This window comes from Rhodanobacter sp. B2A1Ga4 (assembly GCF_018101315.1).
GTDB lineage: Bacteria > Pseudomonadota > Gammaproteobacteria > Xanthomonadales > Rhodanobacteraceae > Rhodanobacter > Rhodanobacter thiooxydans_A.
Genome location: NZ_JADBJR010000001.1, coordinates 31846 through 55318, shown reverse-complemented (window position 1 = coordinate 55318; position 23473 = coordinate 31846). Strand labels below are relative to the sequence as shown.

Annotated in this window: 21 protein-coding genes and 1 tRNA gene; 14 read left to right on the top strand and 8 right to left on the bottom strand. The window is 66.6% G+C overall.

All coding sequences use genetic code 11. From position 1 onward, the window contains the following. The first annotated feature begins 10 nt into the window (after positions 1–10). The 5 genes from IMW82_RS00270 to IMW82_RS00250 all read left to right on the top strand — a co-directional run bounded on the left by IMW82_RS00270 (position 11) and on the right by IMW82_RS00250 (position 5055). On the top strand, positions 11–1393 hold the full coding sequence (locus tag IMW82_RS00270; protein ID WP_108471608.1) for a PhoH family protein: 1383 nt from the start codon (positions 11–13) through the stop codon (positions 1391–1393). Positions 1394–1487: 94 nt separating this feature from the next. Next, complete coding sequence (locus IMW82_RS00265) at positions 1488–2585, top strand: class I SAM-dependent methyltransferase (RefSeq protein WP_211003523.1); 1098 nt, start codon at positions 1488–1490, stop codon at positions 2583–2585. Between the two features lie 62 nt (positions 2586–2647). Next, positions 2648–3601, top strand: a complete 954-nt coding sequence (locus IMW82_RS00260) for an aspartyl/asparaginyl beta-hydroxylase domain-containing protein (protein WP_211003522.1) — start codon at positions 2648–2650, stop codon at positions 3599–3601. 57 nt (positions 3602–3658) lie between these two features. Continuing rightward, complete coding sequence (gene sigJ, locus IMW82_RS00255) at positions 3659–4561, top strand: RNA polymerase sigma factor SigJ (protein ID WP_211003521.1); 903 nt, start codon at positions 3659–3661, stop codon at positions 4559–4561. Positions 4562–4599: 38 nt separating this feature from the next. Beyond that, the gene (locus IMW82_RS00250; protein WP_211003520.1) at positions 4600–5055 is read left to right on the top strand and encodes a carboxymuconolactone decarboxylase family protein; all 456 of its coding nucleotides are present in this window, start codon (positions 4600–4602) and stop codon (positions 5053–5055) included. 79 nt (positions 5056–5134) lie between these two features. Here the strand turns inward: IMW82_RS00250 and IMW82_RS00245 are convergent, their stop codons facing one another. The 3 genes from IMW82_RS00245 to grxC form a co-directional block, all read right to left on the bottom strand. Then, on the bottom strand, positions 5135–6148 hold the full coding sequence (locus IMW82_RS00245) for an isocitrate dehydrogenase (RefSeq protein ID WP_108471613.1): 1014 nt from the start codon (positions 6146–6148) through the stop codon (positions 5135–5137). A 166-nt stretch (positions 6149–6314) separates the two neighbouring features. Continuing rightward, the gene (locus IMW82_RS00240) at positions 6315–6698 is read right to left on the bottom strand and encodes a carboxymuconolactone decarboxylase family protein (protein WP_108471614.1); all 384 of its coding nucleotides are present in this window, start codon (positions 6696–6698) and stop codon (positions 6315–6317) included. After that, the gene (gene grxC, locus IMW82_RS00235; RefSeq protein ID WP_108471615.1) at positions 6695–6958 is read right to left on the bottom strand and encodes a glutaredoxin 3; all 264 of its coding nucleotides are present in this window, start codon (positions 6956–6958) and stop codon (positions 6695–6697) included. The genes IMW82_RS00240 and grxC overlap by 4 nt, the downstream gene beginning before the upstream one ends. 112 nt (positions 6959–7070) lie before the next feature. On the opposite strand from grxC, the gene IMW82_RS00230 reads away from it, so the two are divergent. From IMW82_RS00230 to IMW82_RS00195, 8 genes are all read left to right on the top strand, one after another. After that, positions 7071–8693 (top strand): M48 family metalloprotease, encoded by a 1623-nt coding sequence (locus tag IMW82_RS00230; protein ID WP_211003519.1) that lies wholly within the window; start codon positions 7071–7073, stop codon positions 8691–8693. Positions 8694–8768: 75 nt separating this feature from the next. After that, positions 8769–9458, top strand: a complete 690-nt coding sequence (gene phoB, locus IMW82_RS00225) for a phosphate regulon transcriptional regulator PhoB (protein ID WP_211003518.1) — start codon at positions 8769–8771, stop codon at positions 9456–9458. A 74-nt stretch (positions 9459–9532) separates the two neighbouring features. Then, entirely contained in the window at positions 9533–10801 is a 1269-nt protein-coding gene (gene phoR, locus IMW82_RS00220; RefSeq protein ID WP_211003517.1) for a phosphate regulon sensor histidine kinase PhoR, read from the top strand. Positions 10802–10853: 52 nt separating this feature from the next. After that, entirely contained in the window at positions 10854–12947 is a 2094-nt protein-coding gene (ppk1, locus tag IMW82_RS00215) for a polyphosphate kinase 1 (protein WP_211003516.1), read from the top strand. A gap of 84 nt (positions 12948–13031) precedes the next feature. Then, the gene (locus IMW82_RS00210; protein WP_211003515.1) at positions 13032–14549 is read left to right on the top strand and encodes a Ppx/GppA phosphatase family protein; all 1518 of its coding nucleotides are present in this window, start codon (positions 13032–13034) and stop codon (positions 14547–14549) included. A gap of 69 nt (positions 14550–14618) precedes the next feature. After that, on the top strand, positions 14619–15329 hold the full coding sequence (locus IMW82_RS00205; RefSeq protein WP_211003514.1) for a peptidylprolyl isomerase: 711 nt from the start codon (positions 14619–14621) through the stop codon (positions 15327–15329). Positions 15330–15336: 7 nt separating this feature from the next. Beyond that, positions 15337–16065 carry a UDP-2,3-diacylglucosamine diphosphatase gene (locus IMW82_RS00200; protein WP_211003513.1) on the top strand — a complete coding sequence of 243 codons (729 nt, stop codon included), beginning with the start codon at positions 15337–15339 and terminating at the stop codon, positions 16063–16065. A gap of 469 nt (positions 16066–16534) precedes the next feature. After that, entirely contained in the window at positions 16535–16822 is a 288-nt protein-coding gene (locus IMW82_RS00195) for a hypothetical protein (protein WP_211003512.1), read from the top strand. A gap of 55 nt (positions 16823–16877) precedes the next feature. Here the strand turns inward: IMW82_RS00195 and mobQ are convergent, their stop codons facing one another. Next, on the bottom strand, positions 16878–18002 hold the full coding sequence (gene mobQ, locus IMW82_RS00190; protein ID WP_211003511.1) for a MobQ family relaxase: 1125 nt from the start codon (positions 18000–18002) through the stop codon (positions 16878–16880). A 217-nt stretch (positions 18003–18219) separates the two neighbouring features. Here mobQ and IMW82_RS00185 point away from each other — a divergent pair, with 217 nt between their 5' ends. Beyond that, positions 18220–18507, top strand: coding sequence for a conjugal transfer protein TraD (locus tag IMW82_RS00185; protein ID WP_211003510.1), 288 nt, complete (start codon positions 18220–18222; stop codon positions 18505–18507). Here the strand turns inward: IMW82_RS00185 and IMW82_RS00180 are convergent. The 4 genes from IMW82_RS00180 to alaS form a co-directional block, all read right to left on the bottom strand. After that, the gene (locus IMW82_RS00180; protein ID WP_211003509.1) at positions 18485–20059 is read right to left on the bottom strand and encodes a DUF6538 domain-containing protein; all 1575 of its coding nucleotides are present in this window, start codon (positions 20057–20059) and stop codon (positions 18485–18487) included. The genes IMW82_RS00185 and IMW82_RS00180 overlap by 23 nt on opposite strands. Positions 20060–20143: 84 nt before the next feature. Beyond that, positions 20144–20236: transfer RNA gene (locus IMW82_RS00175), tRNA-Ser, on the bottom strand. 77 nt (positions 20237–20313) lie between these two features. Next, on the bottom strand, positions 20314–20520 hold the full coding sequence (gene csrA / locus IMW82_RS00170; protein WP_108473126.1) for a carbon storage regulator CsrA: 207 nt from the start codon (positions 20518–20520) through the stop codon (positions 20314–20316). 267 nt (positions 20521–20787) lie between these two features. Then, on the bottom strand, positions 20788–23415 hold the full coding sequence (gene alaS, locus IMW82_RS00165) for an alanine--tRNA ligase (protein ID WP_211003508.1): 2628 nt from the start codon (positions 23413–23415) through the stop codon (positions 20788–20790). Positions 23416–23473: the final 58 nt, after the last annotated feature.

Here is a 23473-nt window from a genome sequence, read left to right as displayed (position 1 = left end):
ACACTTCCGCATGACCGGAAGCAAGCGCATCTACGCTCTCGACACCAACGTCCTGCTGCATGACCCGACCTCGCTGTTCCGCTTCGAGGAACACGACGTCTTCATCCCGATGACCGTGCTGGAGGAACTGGACGAAAAGAAGAAGGGCGCCTCCGAAGTCTCGCGCAACGGCCGCCAGGCCAGCCGCTTCCTCAACGAGCTGATCGAGCGCGGCAAGCAGCACGACCTCGCCGACGGCCTGGAACTGAGTAACCCGCAGGGCGTCAAGCTCAAGCGCGGCACCTCGGTCGGCCGGCTGTATTTCCAGCACCGCACCAGCAGCAACGGCCACGCCAAGGCGGACAACCAGATCCTGGCGGCGGTGATCGAGCTGCGCGACCAGAACCCGGGCCGCGACGTGATCCTGGTCACCAAGGACATCAACCTGCGGATCAAGGCCAGCATCAACGGGCTGGTCGCCGAGGACTACGAGAACGACCGCGCACTGGACGACTTCTCCCTGCTCTACACCGGCTCCACCGCGTTGCCGGAGGATTTCTGGGATCGGCACCCGGAGGTACGCTCGTGGACCGAGCGCGGTCGCACGTTCTACGAGGTGAAGCGGCGCGAAGAGGAAACCTGGTACCCGAACGAATGCCTGTATCTGCCCGGCGAGAACGCGGTCGAGCTGCGCGTGCTGCACCTGGACGAGGCCAGCGCCACGCTGGTGCTGCTGGACGACCACTCGCACGCGAACCACCACGTGTGGGGCATCGGCGCGCGCAACCGTGAACAGAACTTCGCGCTCAACGCGCTGATGGACCCGGACATCGACTTCGTCACCCTGCTCGGCAACGCCGGCACCGGCAAGACCTTGCTGGCGCTGGCCGCCGGACTGGCCCAGGTGATGGACCAGCAGCGCTACCGCGAGATCATCATGACCCGCGCCACCGTCTCGGTGGGCGAGGACATCGGCTTCCTGCCCGGCACCGAGGAAGAGAAGATGACGCCGTGGATGGGCGCGCTGACCGACAACCTCGAAGTGCTGGCCAATCCGGAGGACGGCGGCAGCTGGGGCCGCCAGGCCACCAACGACCTGCTCGCCTCGCGCATCAAGATCCGCTCGTTGAACTTCATGCGCGGGCGCACCTTCCTGTCCCGTTACCTGATCATCGACGAGGCGCAGAACCTCACCCCGAAGCAAATGAAGACCCTGATCACCCGCGCCGGCCCCGGCACCAAGATCGTCTGCCTGGGCAACGTCGAGCAGATCGACACGCCGTACCTCACTGAAACCACCTCCGGCCTCACCTACGCGGTGGACCGCTTCAAGGACTGGGAGCACTCCGCGCACATCACCCTGCGCCGCGGCGAACGCTCGCGGCTGGCGGATTTCGCGGCGGAGGCGTTGTAACGTCAGAAGCTGGAAACCGGGGCCTGCCGCGCGGCGACGGCCCCGGTTTTCGCGCCCCACCCATTCCCCGACATACCCGACCGACACCGCCTCCATGTCGTTGAAGAGTTTCGCCTACCGCCACCGGCTGCCGGCCAAGCGCGCCATTGCAGCGCTGGCACGCTCGCTGCCCGCAACGGCTCGCCGTCGACTGCTGGCCGTGGCCGAGCGCATTGCGTTCAGCGTCACCCCGCAATACCAGGGCGAAACGCTGCCACCGATCTTCGAATACTGGTCGGGGCGCTTCCTGGCGCCGGATGCGCAGCGGCTGGGCATCGGCTCGCCGGAAGGCTTCTTCCTCGACCACATTCGGCGCCGTGCAACCGGCGCAAACGCACCGGTGCGCGTGCTCAGCGCCGGCACCGGTTCCTGCGGCATGGAGATCGCGCTGGCCGCGCAGCTGCAGGCTGACGGCGTCGCGGCACAATTCACTTGCCTGGACTTCAACCCCTCACTGATGCGCCGCGCCGTCACCACGGCACAGGAACGCGGCGTCGATGCGACGATGACGTTCGAGGCACGCGACTGCAACCTGCCGTTCGAACTACCCGGGCAGGACGTCATCATCGTCAACCAGTTCTTCCACCACGTCACCGAACTGGAAACCTTCTGCGGATCGCTGCGCCGTTCGCTGGCCGCGCACGGCGTGCTGCTCAGCTCCGACATCATCGGCCGCAACGGCCACCAGTTGTGGCCCGACGTGGAAACCGCGGTGCAGGAAGCGTGGGCGACTCTGCCGACGGACAAGCGCCACGATCGCCATTTCAATACGGCATCGCCGCATTACCGCCCGATAAATCATGCCGCGTATTCCAACGAGGGCGTGCGCGCACAGGACATCGTGGGCTGCCTGCTGGCCGAGTTCGATTTCGAACTGTTCTTCAGCTTCGGCGGCGCAATCATGCCGTTCGTCGAACGGCGGGTCGGTTTCAACTTCGATCCGCAGCTGGCCGAAGATCGCGGATGGATCGACCGCCTGCACGCGATCGACGCAGCTGCCCTCGCCGCCGGCCGCTACCCTGCTGCCAACATGATCGCCGCACTGCGCCACAAGGGTGCTGCCGTCCAGCCGGTGTTCGAGCCGATCAGCCCGCAACGACACGTCGAGCTGACCCGGGAACAGCAGGTGAAGGCCGCGCCCGCTCCGCGCTAGCGGCGGCGGCCAAGCGAGTAGAATGCCTGCCTGACAGTCATTCCACGGTTGCAAGCGTAGACATGATCCTCACTCCCCGCCTCGTCCTGCTGGCCCTGTTCGCCTTCTTCGCGCTGTGCGTGCTGCTGGTGCATTTGCGCGGCCGCGTGCGCCTGCGCTTCGATCGCCAGCTGGTGGACCACTCGGCGGTGTTCGCGCCGTACAACCTGCTGATGTACGCGTTCTCGGCGGTGCCGGCCAAGCCCATTCTCGATCGTCGCGGTTTTCCCGAGCTGGACCTGCTGCAGGCGAACTGGCAGGCCATCCGCGATGAAGCCTTGCACCTGACCGACCAGGGCCACATCCGCGGCACCAGCCGGAACGACGACGCCAGCTTCAACAGTTTCATCAAGCAGGGCTGGAAGCGCTTCTACCTCAAGTGGTATGGCGAGCCGCTGGCCTCGGCACAGGCGCTGTGCCCGAAGACGGTCGAACTGCTCAACGCCATTCCCGGCATCAAGGCAGCGATGTTTGCCACGCTGGCGCCGAACAGCAAACTCAACCCGCATCGCGATCCGTTCGCCGGCTCGCTGCGCTACCACCTGGGTCTGATCACGCCGAACTCGCGCGACTGCCGCATCTTCGTCGACGGCGAGGAACACGCCTGGGGCGACGGCAAGGACGTGGTGTTCGACGAGACCTACGTGCACTGGGTGGAGAACAAGACCGACCAGACCCGGGTGATCCTGTTCGCCGACGTGGAGCGCCCGCTGCGCACGCGCTGGATGAGCGCGGTCAACCATCGCGTGGGCGCGTTCATGGGCAGGATCACCGCCTCGCCCAACAGCGACGCCGGCACCGAGAAGACCGGCTTCATCAACCGCCTGTACGCATGGAGCCAGCGCAAGGGCGCCATGCACCAGTGGAAGGCGGCGTTCAAGCGGCGGCACAGGAAGCTGTACAAGGCCGGCAAGTACGTCGGCATCCTGCTGCTGATGTGGCTGATTTTCCTGGCGCCCTGGCCGCTGTTCCGCTAGCTGTCACGTTTCGCTCCACCCGTGCGTCCTGGCAGCGTCCCTCCCCCGGAGCGCCTCATGGATTCGCAAACCGCCCTGTTCCAGCAGCATCGCCAGCGCCTGTTCGGCCTGGCCTACCGCATGCTTGGCACGCCCAGCGACGCCGAGGACGTGCTGCACGACGCGTGGCTGCGCTGGCATGCGCAGGACGTCGACGCGCTGGATGACCCGGAGGCCTGGCTAGTCACCGTCACCACCCGCATCGCGCTGGATCGCCTGCGCCGCGCCAGGACCGAGCGCGCGCACTACCCCGGTCCCTGGTTGCCCGAGCCGCTGGTGCCGGATGCGGAACATCCCGAAGCGACGCTGGAACGTGGCGAAACGATCGCCATGTCCTTCCTGCTGCTGCTCGAACGGCTGAGCCCGGAGGAGCGGGCCGCCTTTCTGCTGTTCGAGGTATTCGACTACAGCCACGCGGAGGCCGCGGCGATCCTGGGCATTGGTGAGGACGCCTGCCGCCAGCGCGTGCACCGCGCGAAGACGCGCCTGCGCGAGGGACGCCCGCGCTTCAGCGCGGACGTACGGGCCAGGCAGCGCATGATCCAGCGCTTCGCCGAGGCGCTGAAGAACCCCGACCTGGAATCGCTGCGCGCGCTGTTCGCCGAAGATGCCATTGCCATTTCCGACGGCGGAGGCGTCGTGCGCGCCGTACTGCGCCCCCTGCAAGGCGCCGACCGCCTGGCCCGGCTCTACACGCAGATCGCGACCCGCTTCTATTCACGGACCGACGTGCGTTTTACCACCACCCTCCTCAACGGCGAACCCGTGCTGCTGGCGTGGATCGACGAGACGCTGGTCAGCGCGACCTGGATCGAGTGCGAAGACGATCGCATCACCACCACGCTCGCCTTGCGCCACCCGGCAAAGCTGGCTCGCCTGGCGATGGTCACGAAGGGCGGGGCCGCAACGTCCTTGCATTGAACGGCCCACCCCGGGCCGCACACTGCAAGGAAAACCCCATGCCCCGTTTCAATGTCTACAAACACCCCGATGTCACCAGGCCGTTGCTCGCCCTGGCCGACTACGTCAAGAACTCCGGCCTCGAGCAAAGCCTGATCGAACTGGTGCTGATGCGTGCCTCGCAGCTCAACGGTTGCGCCTACTGCCTGGACATGCACAGCAAGGACGCCCGCGCCGCCGGCGAGACCGAGCAGCGCCTTTATGTACTGCAGGCCTGGCGCGAGGCGCCGTTCTACAGCCCGCGCGAGCGCGCCGCGCTGGCCTGGTGCGAGGCGGTGACCCGGCTCGACCCGATCCACGGCGTGCCGGACGACGTCCACGAACAGGCCCGCGCCGAGTTCAGCGAAGCCGAACTGATCGACCTCAACATGGCGGTCATCCTGATCAACAGCTGGAACCGCATCGCCATCCCGTCGCGTGCGGACGTGGGCAGTTACCAGCCGGCGAAGCACTGACGCGCGGGCAGCTGCGGCTGCACCTCAAAGGAAAAGCCGCGGCATGCCCGCGGCTTTTTCCTGGGAGCGGCAGCGCGGGTCAGGCCGCGAGGCGCTTCACGATCGCATCGGCGAAGCTGTCGGTGCTGCCCTTGCCGCCGAGGTCCGGCGTCACGCTGTCGCGATCATTCGTCATGGTGTCGCGGATCGCCTGGCGCAGCTTGTCGCCCTTGGCGACCATGTCCAGGTAGTCGAGCATGTCGGCGGCGGCCAGCAGCAGCGCGCACGGGTTGGCGATGCCCTTGCCCGCGATGTCCGGCGCCGAGCCGTGCACCGCCTCGAAGATCGCCGCGCCCTCGCCGATGTTGTCGCCCGGAGCCAGGCCAAGACCGCCGACCAGACCGGCGCACAGGTCCGAGAGGATGTCGCCGAACAGGTTGGTGGTGACGATCACGTCGAACTGCTCCGGCTTCATCACCAGCTGCATGCAGGTGTTGTCCACGATCATCTCGTTGAACTCGATCTGCGGGTATTCCTTGGCAATCTCGCGTGCCACGTTGAGGAACAGGCCCGAACTGGTCTTCAGGATGTTCGCCTTGTGCACCGCGGTGACCTTCTTGCGGCCCTTCTTCACCGCCAACTCGAACGCGTAGCGCACGATCCGGCTGCTGCCACGGCGCGTGTTGCGGGCCACCGACTCGGCGATCTCGCCGTCCTCGGACAGCGTCTGACCTTCGGAGCGGTAGGCGCCCTCGGTGTTCTCGCGCACGGTGATGATGTCGATGTTCTCGTAGCGCGACCTGGTGCCGGGGAAGCTCACCGCCGGGCGCACGTTCGCGTACAGGTCGAAGTGGCGGCGCAGGGTCACGTTGACCGAGGTGAAGCCACCGCCGATCGGCGTGGTCAGCGGGCCTTTCAACGCGACCTTGTGCTCGGCGATCTTGTCCAGCGTGGCCTTGGGCAGCAGGTCGCCGTGCTTCTCCAGCGCGACCATGCCGGCGTCGACGAAGTCGTACTTCAGGCCGCAGTTCAGCGCGTCGAGCACGCGCAGCGTGGCGGTCATGATCTCCGGGCCGATGCCATCGCCGGGGATCACGGCAATCGTCTTGCTCATGGGGGGAACTCCTTGGAACGGAATGCTGTGGGCAGTGCGTGCGCATGGGGAGGCGCACGCATCGAAACCGGACGATTATCGCCGATCGGCCCCGTCGCGAACAGGGCAGCTGCCCCGCAAGGCGTTGAAAATACTCGCACGCAGCATTGCAAAAAGCCGCAGGAGGCTATGCTCCGGCGTGGTCGGCGCAGGCGGGGCCACCCTCGGCGCCCGACTCCAGCTGGTCGAGCAGGTCCACCGCGCGGCGCAGGTGCGGGATCACGATCGAGCCGCCCACCACCAGGCCCACGCTGAACACCTCGAAGAACTCGTCGCGCTGCACGCCGGCGTCCTTGCACTGGGCCACGTGGTAGCTGATGCAGTCGTCGCAGCGAAGCACCATCGAGGCGACCAGGCCCAGCATCTCCTTGGTCTTCACGTCCAGCGCGCCGGCCTTGTAGGTCTGCGTGTCCAGCGCGAAGAAGCGCCGCACGACCTGGTTGTCCTCGGCCAGGATGCGCTCGTTCATGCGCTGGCGGAACGCGGTGAATTCGGCAAGTTTGTCGCTCATGCCACCTGCTCCAGCAGCTCGGCCAGCTTGCCGCTACGATCGGCGGCAACCAGGTCGTCGTAGCCGCCCACGTGCCGGTCGTTGATGAAGATCTGCGGCACCGTGCGGCGGCCGCCGCTGCGCGCCAGCATCGCGTCACGCTGCGCCGGATCGGTATCGACGCGCACCTCGGTCCACTCCAGCCCCTTGGCCTTGAGCAGGTTCTTGGCCGCCACGCAGTACGGGCATACCGCGGTGGAATAGACCTCGATCTTGGACATCACAACACTCCGCAACTTGGGGAAAGGCCGTCACTAAATGGGGGCGCGCACCGGCAGCTCAAGCGGAACCGATGCGGCGCGCCACGGTCACAATGCTATTGTCACCCACCTTATGAGCATGGCACCACGACGACCCGCACCGCGCCTGCTGATGGCGCTGATCAGCGCCGGACTAGCTTGCGCCGCCGGCGCCCAGCAGGACGTGCGCCTGCCCGACCTGGGCAGTTCGGCGAACGCGCTGATCTCGCCGCAGGAGGCACAGGATTACGGCGCCTCCATGCTGCGCCAGATGCGCGCGCTGGACATGGTGGTGGACGACCCGCTGCTGGACGACTACATCAACGACCTCGGCTACCGGCTGGTCGCCAGCAGCGACAAACCGAAGGAACACTTCGCGTTCTTCATCGTCAAGGACCAGGAAATCAACGCGTTCGCCGCGCCCGGCGGCTACATCGCGGTGAACGCCGGACTGATCACGATCACCCGCGACGAGAGCGAGCTGGCCGGCGTGGTCGCGCACGAAATCGGCCACATCACCCAGAACCACCTGCAACGCGCGTTCGAGGACTCGAAGAAGGACGCACCGCTGATGGCGCTGGTGCTGCTGGGCGCGATTGCCGCCGGCGCCAGCAGCCACAGCGGCGACGCGCCGATGGCGGTGCTGGCCGGCGGCCAGGGCCTGATCGCACAGAAGTCGATCAACTTCACCCGCAAGGACGAGATCGAGGCTGATCGCGTCGGCATCCAGACCCTGGCCAGGGCCGGCTTCGACCCGAACGCGATGGCCGGCTTCTTCCAGCGCATGCAGGACGTCATGAGCGCCGGCGCCGGTGGCGAGGATGTGCCGGCCCTGCTGCAGACGCACCCGGTGACGACGATGCGCATCAGCGACGCGAAGGCGCGCGCCGGCGCGCTGATCGCCGCGCAGAAGCTGCGCCCCGCCGGTACCGCGATGGACAAGCTGCAGTGGGAGAAAAGCACCGCGCCGATCGCCTTCGTGAAGGACCCCGCCACGCTGGTCGCCGCACCGGCGAGCGGCAGTCTGGACAACTACGCCTTGATGCGCGAGCGCGTGCGCGTGCTGGCCGGTGATGCGACCAAGCTGGCCACCTACTACGGCGCCAGCCTGCAGACCCGGCCGGAGTTCGACACCCCGGCGAACCGCTACGGCTACGCGCTGGCACTTACCCGCAGCGGCCGCGGCGCCGCGGCGGCCGAGCAATTGCAGCCGCTGCTGCAGGCGCACCCGGAAAGCCTGGTGCTGCAGCTGGCGCTGGCCGACGCCCACCTGCAGGCCGGGCAGCGCGCCGCGGCGCTGGCGGCGTATGCCGGGCTCAACACCCAGTCGCCGCGCAACCGCGCGGTCGCGCTCGCCTATGCCAAGGCGCTCACCGCCGGCGGCGACCGGCGGCAGGCCCACCTCGCTGCCGACCTGCTGCGGCCACTGCTGGACAACGCCAGCGAGCCGGAGATCTACAGCACCTACGCCCGCGCCAGCGACAAGGCCGGCGACAGCGTGCGCGCCGGCGAGGCCTTCGCCGACGCCAGCTACTACTCCGGCCGTCCGTACGATGCGATGGAGCAGCTCAAGCGGCTGCTCAAGCGTGACGACCTGGACTACTACGCGCGAGTGCGCATCCAGGCGCGCATCGCCGAACTGACCCCGCTGGTACTGGAGCTGCACAAACGCAAGATCAAGACCGAAGACAGCCCTGGCGACGGTTCCCGGCAGTAGGCTGCGACCCATGTCATCGACGCGTAACATTGATCCGCTGCAATATGCCGGTCACAAGCCAAGGCGGACCACGGCGTGCACAAACGCATCCTGATCGTTGAAGACGAGACCTCCATCCGCGAAATGATCGCCTTCGCCCTGCGCAAGGCCGGCATGGACGCGATCCAGGCTGCCGACGCCCGTGCCGCCCAGCTGGCGCTCGCCGAACAGGTACCCGACCTGATCCTGCTCGACTGGATGCTGCCGGGCATGAGCGGCCTCGAACTGGCCCGGCGCCTGCGCAAGGAAGAACTCAGCCGCGAGATCCCGATCATCATGCTCACCGCGCGCGGCGAGGAAATGGACCGTGTCAACGGTCTCGAGGCCGGCGTCGACGACTACGTGGTCAAGCCGTTCTCGACCCGCGAACTGGTCGCCCGCATCAAGGCCGTGCTGCGGCGCAGCCAGGGCGATGACGGCTCCGGCATGGTCGAGCTGGGCGGCCTGCGCATCGACGGCCCGGCGCACCGGGTATTCGCCGGCGATGCACCGGTGCCGATCGGCCCGACCGAATACCGCCTGCTGTATTTCTTCATGACCCACCCCGAGCGCGTCTACTCGCGCACGCAACTACTCGACCATGTCTGGGGCGGCAGCGTGTACGTGGAGGAACGCACCGTCGACGTGCACATCCGCCGCCTGCGCAAGACGCTGGAACCATGGAAGCTGGACGAACTGGTGCAGACCGTGCGCGGCACCGGCTACCGCTTCTCGACCAGCACCTGAGCCGGCCCCCGGCAGGCTTGCGGTATCCGCGGCTTTTGCCGATGCTGGCTCGCCTTCCATACTCTGGCGCCAGCATGACTCCGCCCACCACGCCTTCCTGGAAACTGCCCATGGCACTCGCCGCGGCGCTGTGCGCCGGCGCCGTGCTGGGCTGGCTTGCCGGCGGGCGCGTGGCGACGGGCATCGCGGTGGTCGCGGTGGCCGAAGTCGTCTTGCTCTTGACCCGGATCCGTCATCAAGCGCAGGCCATGATGACGACACCGACTGCTGCCAGCCCTCTCCAGCATGACCGTTTCATGACGCGCTCCCGCCGCATTGCCTCCTCCCTGCGTGACCTCCGCAACGCCGCCAGCCAGTTGCCCGATGCGGTGGTGCTGCTCGACCGCCAGCAGCAGATCCGCTGGTTCAATCACGCCGCCGAGAACCTGCTCGGGCTGCGCCGCCCGGACGACCGCGGCGCGCCGCTGCAGCAGCGGATGGCCGGCTCGGAGCTGGCCAGCTGGCTGCGCGAGGGCGCGCGCGAGCCGCTCACCGACGCCACCGCCCCCGGTCGGGCGGACAGCCAGCTCAACGTCAGCCTGCTGCCGTTCGGCGATCACGAACAGTTGCTGCTGGCGCACGACATCAGCCACCAGAACCGGCTCGAACAGGTACGCCGCGACTTCGTGGCGAACGTGTCGCACGAGTTGCGCACGCCGCTGACGGTGATCCACGGCTACCTTGAACTGCTCGACCCGGAAGACGTGCCCGAGCTGGCGCCGGTGCTCGGTGAAATGCGCACCCAGTCGAAGCGGATGGGGCAGATCGTGGAAGACCTGCTGACCCTGTCGCGGCTGGAGACCCAGCACGAAGTGGCCGAAGAACGCGTGCCGATGGCGGCGTTGCTGGCCACCGTGCGCAAGGAAGCCGAGGCGCTCAGCCAGGGCCGCCACCGCATCGTGCTGGAAGCCACCGCCGAGGCGGACCTGCTCGGCTCGCCGAAGGACCTGCACAGCGCGCTGTCGAACCTGGCCAGCAACGCGGTGCGCTACACCCCGGTCGGCGGCAGCATCACCATCCGCTGGCAGCGCGTGCCCGACGGCGCGGTGTACTCGGTCAGCGACACCGGTTTCGGCATTCCGGCCTCGCACCTGGTTCGGCTCACCGAACGCTTCTACCGGGTCTCCTCCAGCCGTTCTCGCGAAAGCGGCGGCACCGGACTGGGCCTGTCGATCGTCAAGCACGTGCTGAATCTGCACCAGGCGCAACTGAAGATCGAGAGCGCGCCGGGCGTCGGCTCCACCTTCGCCTGCCATTTCGGCGTAGCCCGGCTGCTCGCTCCAGGCGGCAGCGACGAGAGCTGAAAACCGCGGCGGCGCGGCATGCATTGGCCCAGGCCATGCGCCAGAATGTGGCATGGCCCAAGCTTCCCCCACTCCACCCGATGCCACCGACCTGACCACCCCCGGCCTCTACCTCAGCCGGGAACTGGCCGCGCTGGAGTTCAACTTCCGCGTGCTGGCGATGGCCCGCGACGCTGCCGTGCCATTGCTCGAACGGCTGCGCTACCTGAGCATCGTGGCGAACAACCTCGACGAGTTCTTCGAGGTGCGCGTGGCGATGCTCAAGCACCACCACGCCTACGGCTCGGCCGCGCCGGGGCCGGACGGCATCCCTTCCGGCGAACTGCTGGCGCGCATCCGCAGCCGCGTGCTGGACCTGGTCGCCGAGGTCTACGCCGCCTGGCAGGAGCAGATCGGCCCGCAACTTGACGCCGAGCAGATCCACATCCTCACCCGCAAGCGCTGGACCCCACGCCAGCACCGCTGGCTGCGCGGCTACTTCGAGCACGAGGTGCTGCCGGTGCTGTCGCCGCTGGGGCTGGACCCGGCGCACCCGTTCCCGCGCATCCTCAACAAGACGCTGAACATCGCGGTGGTGCTGCGCGGCCGCGATGCGTTCGGCCACGAAGGGCACATGGCGCTGGTGCGCGCGCCGCGCTCGCTGCCGCGGATCATCCGCGTGCCGGCCGAGGTCAGCGGCCCCGGCGAGCATTTCGTGTTCCTCGCCGAGCTGCTGCAGGCCTTCGTCGACCTGATGTTCCCCGGCCTCAAGGTGGTCGGCTCGTACCAGTTCCGGGTCACCCGCAACAGCGAGCTGATCGTCGAGGAGGCCGAGGTGGAGAACCTTGCCCTCGCGCTCAGCGAGGAACTGGTCGGGCGCGGCTACGCGCGGCCGGTACGGCTGGAGATCGCCAACGATTGCCCGCAGGCGATCACCGCGATGCTGACCCGGAACTTCCAGCTGGACGACGCCGACGTGTACCGTTGCGACGGCCCGGTCAACATCATCCGCGCCGGGCTGATCTACGACTGGCTGGACCGGCCGGAACTGAAGTTCCCGCGCTTCAACCCGCAGCTGCCACCGGCGCTGGAAAGCGGACGCAACAAGTTCGACCTGATCGGCCAGCACGACGTGCTGCTGCACCACCCTTACCAAAGCTTCAACGCGGTGATCGACCTGCTGCGCCAGGCCACCGCCGACCCGCAGGTACTGGCGATCAAGCAGACCTTGTACCGCGCCGGCGAGGATACCCCGCTGGTCGACCTGCTGGTGGAGGCCGCGCGCCACGGCAAGGACGTCACCGTGGTGATCGAGCTGCGCGCACGCTTCGACGAGGAGGCCAACATCCGCCTCGCCACACGCCTGCAGGAAGCCGGCGTGCAGGTGGTCTACGGCGTGGTCGGCTACAAGACCCATGCCAAGATGATGCTGATCGTGCGCCGCGAGGGCGAGGCGCTGCGCCGCTACGTGCACCTGTCCACCGGCAACTACCACCAGGCCAACAGCCGCATGTACACCGACATCGGCCTGATGACGGCGAACCCGGAGATTGGCGAGGACCTGCACAAGGTGTTCCAGCAGCTGTCCGGGCTGGGGCCGATCATCGAGCTGAAACGGCTGTTGCATTCGCCGTTCACGCTGTACCCCAGCGTGCTGGCGAAGATCGAGCGCGAAACCGCGCACGCGCGCGCCGGGCGGCCCGCCCGCATCGTGGCCAAGTTCAATGCGCTGAACGAGGCACGCGTGATCGAGGCGCTGTACCGCGCCTCGACGGCCGGCGTGGAGATCGACCTGATCGTGCGCGGCGCCTGCACGTTGCGCCCTGGCCTGCCCGGCATTTCCGAGCGCATCCGCGTGCGCTCGATCATCGGACGCTTCCTCGAACACAGCCGGGTGTACTGGTTCGCCAACGACGGCAACCCCGAGATCTACTGCGCCAGCGCCGACTGGATGGAGCGCAACCTGATGCGGCGGATCGAGGTGGCGTTTCCGATCCTCGATCCCGAACTGGCTGCGCGGGTGTTCGAGGAAACCCTGGCCAACGGCCTGGCCGACAACACCCAGGCCTGGCTGCTCGGCAGCGACGGCCGCTACGTGCGCGCCGAGCCGGACGGCCATCCGCCGTACAGCGCACAGCAGGGCCTGCTCGAGCGTTACTGCAAGTGAATCGGCGCACCGCATGAGCCCTCGTTTTCCCCACGCCACGCCTGCGTGCGAGAATCCGCACTTTGCCGTCGCGGGAGCCCGGGCGTGAGTCCAGCCGAACAGACACCGATCCGCGACGGCGAACTGATCGCCGCCGTGGACATGGGCTCGAACAGCTTCCACCTGGTGGTGGCGCGCATGGAACACGGCGAGCCGCGCGTGATCGACCGCCTGCGCGACACCGTGCGCATGGCCGCCGGCCTGCGCGCCGACGGCACCCTGGACGCCGAACGCCGCGCGCGCGCGATGGCCTGCCTGGCCCGTTTCGGCCAGCGCATCGCCGGCCTGCCATCGATGCGGGTGCGTGCGGTGGCCACCAACACGGTGCGCCGGCTGGCTTCGCCGCAGACCTTCCTGACCACCGCCGAGGCCGCGCTCGGCCACCCGATCGAAGTGGTCTCCGGGCGCGAGGAAGGCCGCCTGATCTTCCTCGGCGCCGCGCACGACCTGCCCGCCTCGCGCGAACCGCGGCTGGTCATCGACGTCGGCGGCGGCAGCACCGAGTTCATCATCGGCCGCGGGCTGGCGCCGCTGCACACCGAAAGCGTGCAGGCCGGTTGCATCGCCTCGACCTTGCGCTTTTTCCCCGGCGGCAAGATCAACCGCAAGCGCTGGCAGCGCGCGCGCAGCGAGATCGGCGTGCTGCTGCAGCAGTTTGCCGAGGACTATCGCGAATCCGGCTGGCAGGATGCCTACGGCTCGTCCGGCTCCGCCAAGTCGATCGGCGCAGTGGTGCAGGCGATGAAATTCTCCGACGACGGCATCACCCCGGCGTCGCTCGCCGCGCTCGCCGACGCGCTGATCGAGCACGGCCAGATCGGCACGCTCAAGCTGCCCGGCCTGGTCGAGGAACGCGCACCGGTGATCGCCGGCGGCGTGGTGATCATGGAGGCCGCGTTCGCCGCACTCGGCATCGAGCGCCTGCACGTGTGCGAAAGCTCGATGCGCGAGGGCCTGCTGTGGGACCTGCTCGGCCGCGCCGGCGGCAGCGACCCGCGCACCGCCAGCATCGACGCGCTGGCGACCCGCTACGGCGTCGATCGTGCCCAGGCGCGCCGGGTCGAATCGACCGCCCTGATGCTGTTCGACCAGGTCGCGCGCGCCTGGAAACTGGACGCCGATGCCCGCGAGTGGCTGTCATGGGCCTCGCGCGTGCACGAGATCGGCCTGGCCATCGCGCACAGCCAGCACCACCACCACGGCGCCTATATCCTGCGCCACGCCGACCTGGCCGGCTTCTCGCGGCAGGAACAGCAGTTGCTGGCGGCGGTAGTCGAGATGCACCGGCGCAAGCCGGACAAGGCGGTGGTCGCGACCTTGCCGCAGCGCTATCGCCAGCTGGCCCGCTACACCACCGCCCTGCTCCGCCTGGCGGTGCTGTTCCGCCGCGCGCGCCGGGCCGAGTCGTTGCCGCAAATGCGCCTGGCCGCCAGTAGCAAGTCGCTGCGGCTGACCCTGCCGCTGGCCTGGTTCGAGCAGCACCCGCTGAGCGAGGCCGACCTGCAGCAGGAACAATCGCCGATGGCCGAACTGGGCATCAAGCTGGATATCTCCAGCAGCTGACTGCGCCGACGAACCAGCTTCCGCCGTTGCCGCGTATCATGTCCGGACGCCCAGACGATCTTGATGCCCATGTTGAAATCCCTGCTCGCCACGTTGCTCCTGATCCTGTCGCCGACGCTGGCAGCACAGACCGCCAAACCGCCGGCGCCAGCCACCACACCACCGCCCCAGGTCGTGCTGCGCACCTCGCAGGGCGACATCACGCTGGAGCTGTACCCGGACAAGGCGCCGAAGAGCGTGGCCAACTTCCTGCAATACGTGCGCGATGGCTTCTACGACGGCACCCTGCTGCACCGTGCCATCCCCGGCTACCTGGTGCAGGGCGGCCTGTACACCCGTGACCTGCAGCCCAAGCGCACCCGCTCGGCCGTGGCCAGCGAGGCGGACAACGGCCTGTCCAACCTGCGCGGCACCGTCGCCGTCGCCCGCGGCGCCGACCCGAACTCCGGCACCGCACAGTTCTTCTTCAACCTGGTCGACAACCGCCGGCTGGATTTCGTCGGCAACCAGAGCGGGCTGACCTGGGGCTATACCGTGTTCGGCAAGGTCATCAAGGGCATGGACGTGGTCGACAAGATCGCCGCGCTGCCCACCCGCCCGCTGGGTCCGTTCGCCGGCGATGTGCCGAATCCGCTGGTGCTGATCGAAAGCGCCCATGTGGTCGGCGAGGAAACCCCGGCCCCGGCTGCCAGCGTGGCAGCACCGGCCACCGCGGCGACAACCGCGCCAGCCGCTGCCAAACCGGGCAGGAAAGCCGCCAGACCCGCCGGCAAGGGCTGACGCCGCGATGGCCACCCTGTTCATCGCCGACCTGCACCTGGACCCCGGCCGCCCGTCCATCACCGACCTGTTCGAGCGCTACCTGGCCAGCGACGAAGTCCGCCACGCCGACGCGCTGTACATCCTCGGCGACCTGGTCGAGGCATGGATCGGCGACGACGACGATGCCGAGCTGCCCGCGCGCATCGCCGCCGCCACCCGCGCCGTGCGCGACGCCGGCGTACCGGTGTACTTCATGGTCGGCAACCGCGACTTCCTGCTCGGCCCGGCGTTCGCCGCACGCGCCGGCCTGACCCTGCTCGACGACGGCACCGTGCACGACATCCACGGCCGCCGCACCCTGCTGATGCACGGCGACGTGCTGTGCACCGACGACCTCGCCTACCAGGCCGTACGCCGGCAGGTGCGCACGCCCGAGTGGCAGGCACAGATCCTGGCAATGCCGTTGCAGGCCCGCCGCGCGTTCGCCGCCAGGGCGCGCGAGGACAGCAAGGCACATACCGGCAACACGATGGAAAGCATCATGGACGTCAACGCCGGTGCCGTGGCCGAGACCATGCGCAAGGCGGGTGTGACCCGGCTGATCCACGGGCATACGCATCGGCCAGCCATCCATCGTTTCGAGCTGGACGGAAAACCGGCCGAGCGGATCGTGCTGGGGGACTGGTACGAGCAAGGGTCGGTGCTGGCGGTGGACGGCGATCGCGTGGAGCTGCGCGGATTGGCGGTGGGGTGATGCCCGCACGGGCCAGAGACCCGGCGGATTGGCTCCCCCAGCCGCGCGGGCTGAGCGCAGCGCCGAAGACGCGGAGTCGAAGCCTCCGCTAGATACGCAAACTCCCCGTGCGGGGCGGGTCCTTGATTGGCCGTGCGGAATTGCGGCGAAGCCGCTGGCCCGAAGAGCGAGGCGCAGGACGCTCCGAGTCACCGTCAGGGTTCGTCCACCACCTCTCCGCCAGATACGCAAAACGCCCCATGCGGGGCGTTTTGCGTATCTGGCGGAGAGAGAGGGAGATGATTCTCCTTCAACCCCACCAAGCCCTTGTGGCGCTTGGCCTGCCGGAAAGTTTGACCTCCCGAGTTGACCAAGTTCGGCGAACCGTATCAGGTCACCTTGTTCTCCAGCAATCACTCACGCTCTTGAAACGGCTGAGCTCGCCCAAACGTGAAATTTTGGTCCATGTGGACTGCGAGAGGCGACCAGCATGACTCAGCAGGAGCAGGAACTTGAACACGCCAAGGGCGACTGGTCCAGGCATGACAACAAGCGATACATCGGCAAGATCGACCGTGTGAACGTATCGCTTAGCGAATCCTGGGAAGTCAAATACTTCATCGATCATTACCTTCAGACCCGCGGGCGCGCCGTTTCCAACGGGAATCGGGACAAAGTCGTCCATGCCCTGGAGAACTTCCCGGGCCGCGCACCTTACAAGCGTGACGAACTGAATGCTTACCTGGACAAGCTTTGGGGTCTGTCACCCAAGGCCTAAACCAGAGGGGCGCTGCTCCGTGGCGCCCATTCTTTTTGACCTACGCAAGCAACAGCTACCAAGGGAGTGGCTCAGCGAAAATGTCCGTGCGGCTTGGGGCTTCGTAACGCTGTTCCCATGCTTGCTTTAGCAGATCCACATCACGCAGGCCGGTGTCCCACACGAAATCGAGGTAAGGCTGAAGACCACGCACCGAGCACTCGTGGATGTCGCAGCGAAAGTTCATCGCAAACGCCCGGGACGAGAACTGCCAGCCCTCTTTGGATGACCAGCCCTCCTCGCCGCTGTCCTCCCACCTGTCCGTGATCTCATCAGAGCTGTCGCCGTCGGTCTGCTCCCATCGAGCTTGCGCCACCTCGCACCATCGGTCCCTCTGTTCTTGCTTGAAGCACTGGGGCTCAACGCGGGCAAGACCAGCCAACACACCGATGAGGTTGCTGTAAACAAACACTGCCGGAACTCGGTAGACCACGTCGGCCTTGCCGGCAGACACAATGAACACCGTCCGCCACCGATCCCTTGCCAAGTCGTGATGCTGTCCATCCACTTCGATGGCAACGCGCCGTCCTGGCCTAGTCAGCAGGAGATCGAGCCGGAAGGGGCCCGCCTCTGTGTCAACCCATACTTGCGTGGTCACCTGACCGGCTTGGAACAAGGCCCGGTTGGTGTGCTCTGCCCACTTTTCCCGCCACTGCTCTAACGTGGCTTTCTCGTTCCATTCGCGCGCCTTTGGCCCGAACCCATCGCCGTCAAACTTTCTCATGGTCAGCATGATGTGAACGTGGGGGTTATTCGCGTCGGGATCGTGAAACGCCACGTCCGCAACCATGCCCCGATCTGTGAACTGTTCCCGGCAAAAATCCACCACCAGCGCCCGGCGCTGTTCGGGGTTCAACTCGACCGGCAACGCCACGTTGATTTCCCGGGCTGTCTGGGCGTCCTTTCGTTTCTCGTTGGCCTCGACTCGGTTCCACAACTGCGCCGGATCGCTGGCCCATTCCGGTGCGCCCTCGGGCAACAGCATCACCGTTTCCGCCACGCCCGCCTTGCGGGTGTAATCGTGTACCAGCCCGGTGCGCTCGTCGATCATGCGGGCACCGTGGCGATACGCGCACGCCGCTACCGAACTCCTGCCGGAACTCCTGCCGATGACTTGGGCGGACAGGTGGAAAATGGCCATGCTGCGGCTTTGCTCTTGCTCCGCTTCTGCCCCCGGCAGGGCGCACACGTTGACCCGTAGGGGCAACGTATAAGTGCGCACTTGCTACTTTCGTCGCCGTGAACTTTGCGGATTTGCTCACCCCTTCAGCATACGAAACCACGGCAAACCGCAACCGCCCTTGACGTCCTCCGATGCTTGGCTAAACCAAAGGCATCGAAACCACTCCGGCAACGTCATGGCACAACGAACCAAAGAACAGCAACTGGCCGCCGCGCTTGATCGGGTTGCCCACCTCCGCAAATCCATCACCTCGGCAACTCGTAAAGCCGACGCCCATCGAAAAATCAAACTGGGTGGATTGGTGATCGCTGCTGGGGCCGATGACTTGGATCCCGCCGTGATCGTTGGCCTGCTGCTGGCTGGCTTGGAATACACCGCCCGCGAACCTGAAAATCTCCGCCGTATCCAAGAGCAGGGCATCGCCCACCTTGCCGACCGGGCTAACGCTTCCTCGACTTCTTAGGTGGTGGCCGTTTGACCGCTCGCCGCTGCCCCTTCTGGCCCTGCGACAACACAAGCTGCAGGCCGTCAAAGTCCAGCCACTCGCCCCAGCGAATACCCTCAAACACGGCGGCCACCTCGCCCGCCGTCCACGGCCTCATATAGTCCACGGCGTGGGCATCGTCGTCGCCGGGTTCGTGCCCGAGAAACGCCCGGCGGCGTTCTGATGGAACGCTTGTTCCTTGAAGCGTCTGCGTCATGGTTTTCCGGAACGAATGGAAACCCACCCGCCCATTTTCTCGACGCGGACGAACGCCAAGGCCGCCGATGTATTTGATAAATCCCTTGCTAACCGCATTGCCAACGCCGCCCCCGTTGGCGTCCAGCCGAATGGCGAAAAACTGGGCGTTGTTGGCCGCCGCGCTGGCGGCCAACCCATCGCCCCCAGTCTCCTGGGCGGCGGCGTACTCACGCGCCCGGCGGCGTTCGACTTCATCCAGCAACCCCAGCCGGATCAGGTCAGGGTGAAGAGGAATAATCCTGGCACTCGCGTCCGTCTTGACGCTTTGCCCTTGGGCCTCGGCCCGGATCATCAGGCACGGGTGGCCTTCGCGTTCCACGAAATCGCGCAGGCACAGTTGGGCCACTTCGCCAACGCGCGCGCCGGTGTACAGCCCCAGGACGGCGCCCCAGCGGACATGATCCATCCGCGTCCGGCCAAGGTTGGCCGGGTCAAACAGCGCGCGCAACGTGCCCGTGTCGAACGGCTCCCATCCGAACCCTTCCCGCCGCCGCTGCTTCTTCTCCTTGGGCTTGAACGATCCCACCCGCTCAAATGGGTTGCCGTTGGCCTCTCCACGCTCAACCAGCCACGTGAAGATGGTGCGGACATGGCTGGCCATGTTGGCCGCCGTCGGTTTGGCAACGCCGCCCATCGTCCGCAGGTGGTCAATCCATGCCACCGCTTGCGCCTTGGAAACCTCCACCACCGGCCGCTTACGGCCGACGGCATCGAAATCAGCAAACAGCCACGCGGCCCGCTTCCGGGCGCGCATGGTTCGCGCGTTCTTGCCCTCCACCTCGGTGGAAAAATACAACGTCAGGGCGTCTTCCAGTGTCGGCCCAGCCGGGGCCGACCTTGGAACAAGCGCGGGCATGTTGATCGACGCCACCGCCTTGCGGTATGCGTCGGATTCAAACATCGACGCCACCGCCCGTTCACCGCTGGCATTGTCTTCCGCCGTGCCATTGGTCTTGATCTTGAACGGTTGCCCGCTGGGTGTTGTGCCCTCAATCTCCCACCTCTTAGCCGTGTCGCCGTAAAGACTGGCTAACCCGGCTTTCAAGGCGTCCTCGTCGTCCTTTCCCATGCCCCTGCCCGCTGCTATTCGGAAAGCCTGAGCATAGCCCGCCATGAGGCAAAGCGCGGCCCGCTGGGCCGTGCGCATGTCGTGCGTTCGCAGGCTGCGCACTAGCCATTTTTTCCCAACCGCCTCGATGAGGTCGGCGGGCACGCGCTGGACGAACTGCCAACACCCGGACGGTGTCCGGCGTAAATGATGGGGTATGCGCATCGGTCGTTGTTGACCGAGTTGTTGACCCTCACGGAAAAACTCGCACCCACAAAAAACCGCGCAACAGCGCGGCTTTTCGTGTACTGGCGGAGAGAGAGGGATTCGAACCCTCGATAAGGCTTTTGACCCTATACTCCCTTAGCAGGGGAGCCCCTTCGGCCACTCGGGCATCTCTCCGGGGTTTTCTTCGCACAGCTGCGGAGCCGGCAAGGATACCGACCGACGCGGTCGAGGTAAAGCCTTAATTCACACGATCAATGTTCGCTGGAATCGTCGGCGGGCGTGCCACTGGTGTCGTGTTCGCCCTTGATTCGCTGATAGATCTCTTCGCGATGGACGGCCACGGTCTTCGGCGCATTGATGCCGATGCGTACCTGATTGCCTTTCACGCCAAGAACGGTAACGGTCACCTCGTCACCGATCATCAGGGTTTCACCGACCCTGCGGGTCAGAATCAACATGATTGCTACTCCATAATGCTGTTGGTCACAGGCCTGTGAATCGACGGAACCTCACCCCTGAGCACCGCCCTTCCACAGTTCGACGATTGATCCGTCGAAGGCCCTACCGCCTTCCCGGCTCACAGCCAAAACACTCCTGAGCGTCCTGACTGGCGACACGACCGTTCCCGGTAGCATCGACACCTGGCCGATAGTACTTGAGCCTTATTCGTAAGCGCAACGCGTCCGGATCCTGCCAAACGGCCCGCCGTTCATGCTCCAAACGGGCTACTGGGCCGCGATCCACTCGGGCAGGGCAGACAGGATCGCCGGCAGGTTCGGCGCGTCGGTTCCGCCGCCCTGGGCCATGTCCGGGCGCCCACCACCCTTGCCGTCGATTTGTGCGGCGACATGCGCCACCACGCCACCGGCCTTGATCCGGCCCAGCGCCTTGCCGTGCACGCCGGCGATCAGCGAGACACGACCATCGGCCGCGCCGGCCAGCAGGATCACGCAGTCGCCCAGCTGCTGCTTGAGCTGGTCCACGCTGTCGCGCAGCGACTTCGCATCCAGTCCTTCCAGCCGCGCGGCGACTACCTTGATGCCATCGACATCCCGGGCGGAACCAGCCAGATCGGCCGTGGCGGAACCTGCTGCCTTGCTGCGCAGCGATTCCAGCTCGCGTTCCAGCTTCTTCTGGCGATCGAACAGCTGGCGCAGTTTTTCCACCGCCTCGTCGCCGCTGCTGGAAAGCAGTTGCGAGAACTCGGCCAGGCGACGCTCCTCGTCGGCCACCCAGGCCAGCGCGCCGGCGCCGGTGACTGCCTCGATGCGGCGCACACCGGAAGCCACGCCAGCTTCGCTGACGATCTTGAACAGGCCGATGTCGCCGGTGCGCCCGACGTGGGTGCCGCCGCACAACTCGGTGGAGAAGTCGCCCATCTTCAACACGCGCACTTCGTCGCCGTACTTCTCGCCGAACAGAGCCATCGCGCCGAATTCGATCGCCTGGTCGTAGCCCATGTTGTGCACTTCGGCGAGCGCGTTGCGGCGCACCTCGGCATTCACCAGCGCCTCGACCCGGGTCAGCTCGTCATGACTCATCGGTTTGAAATGCGAAAAGTCGAAACGCAGGCGTTCCGGTGCCACCAGCGAACCCTTCTGCGTGACATGGGTGCCCAGCACCTGACGCAGCGCCGCGTGCAGCAGGTGGGTGGCCGAATGGTTGAGCACGATCGCCTGGCGCCGCGACGCGTCCACCTGGCTCTCGACCACGTCGCCGGTGCGCAGCGGCTGCCCGCCATGCCAGCGGCCGGCGTGGCCGAAGAACACGCCGCCCATCTTCAGCGTATCGCCGACCTCGAAGCGGCCGACGGCATTGGACAGCGTGCCGGTATCGCCGACCTGGCCGCCCGACTCGGCGTAGAACGGCGTGCGATCGAGGATCACGAGGCCCTCTTCGCCTTCGCCCAGCTGCTCGACCTGCTTGCCGCCACGCACGATGCCGAGCACCTTGCTACCGCTGGCCTGTAGTGCGTCGTAGCCCAGAAATCTCGTGGGCTGCAGTTGACTGGCCAGCTCAGCCGGCATCTGCCCCTTGGCCTCGAACTTGCCTGCGGCGCGGGCGCGCTCGCGCTGTTCGTTCATGGCCTGCTCGAAGCCGGCCATGTCCACTTCAAGTCCGCGTTCGCGTGCGATATCCGCGGTGAGGTCGACCGGAAAGCCATAGGTGTCGTAGAGGCGGAACGCATCGACACCCGGGATGGTTTTGCCCGCCTTCGTCGCGACTTCGTCGAACAGGCGCATGCCGTGCTCCAGCGTCTCGCCGAAGCGCTGCTCCTCGGTGCGTAAAGCGTCCTCCACGAACGCCTGCTTCGCCGGCAGCTCGGGATAGGCCTGGCCCATTTCCTCGACCAGCGGCTGCACCATCTTCCAGAAGAAGTCTCCGCGCACGCCGAGCATCCAGCCGTGCCGCAGCGCGCGGCGGATGATCCGGCGCAGCACGTAGCCGCGGCCTTCGTTGGACGGCAGCACGCCATCGACGATCAGGAAGGAACAGGCGCGGATATGGTCGGCGATCACGCGCAGCGACTTGTTGCCCAGGTCCTTTGTGCCGGTGAGTTCACCAGCCACGCGGATCAGGTGCGCGAACAGGTCGATCTCGTAGTTCGAATGCACGTGCTGCAGCACCGCGGCGAGGCGCTCCAGGCCCATGCCGGTATCCACGCACGGCGCCGGCAGCGGGCTCAGCGTGCCGTCGGGCGCGCGGTCGAACTGCATGAACACCAGGTTCCAGATCTCGATGTAGCGGTCGCCATCCTCGTCCGGCGAACCGGGCGGACCGCCGGCGATCTCCGCGCCGTGGTCGTAGAAGATCTCGGTGCACGGGCCGCACGGACCGGTATCGGCCATCTGCCAGAAATTGTCGGACGCATACGGCGCGCCCTTGTTGTCGCCGATGCGCACGATGCGTTCGGCCGCCACGCCGACCTGCTTGTTCCAGATGTCGAAGGCTTCGTCGTCGGTGTGATAGACGGTGACCCACAGCTTGTCCGCCGGCAGCTTGAACACGCTGGTCAGCAATTCCCATGCGAAGAGAATCGCGTCGCGCTTGAAGTAGTCGCCGAACGACCAGTTGCCCAGCATCTCGAAGAAGGTGTGGTGGCGCGCGGTATAGCCCACGGCGTCCAGGTCGTTGTGCTTGCCGCCGGCGCGCAGGCAGCGCTGCACGTCGGCCGCGCGCACGTAGGACAGTTTCTCGCTGCCCAGGAACACGTTCTTGAACTGCACCATGCCCGAGTTGGTGAACAGCAGGGTCGGGTCGCTGGCCGGCACCAGCGAGCTGGACGGCACGATGGTGTGGCCCTTGGAGCGGAAGTAGTCGAGGAAGGCGGAGCGGATGTCGGAGGTTTTCATGCGGATCAAAGGTGGCAGGCGATAAAGGCCACGCCGCGGCCAGGCCGATCGACCCGTC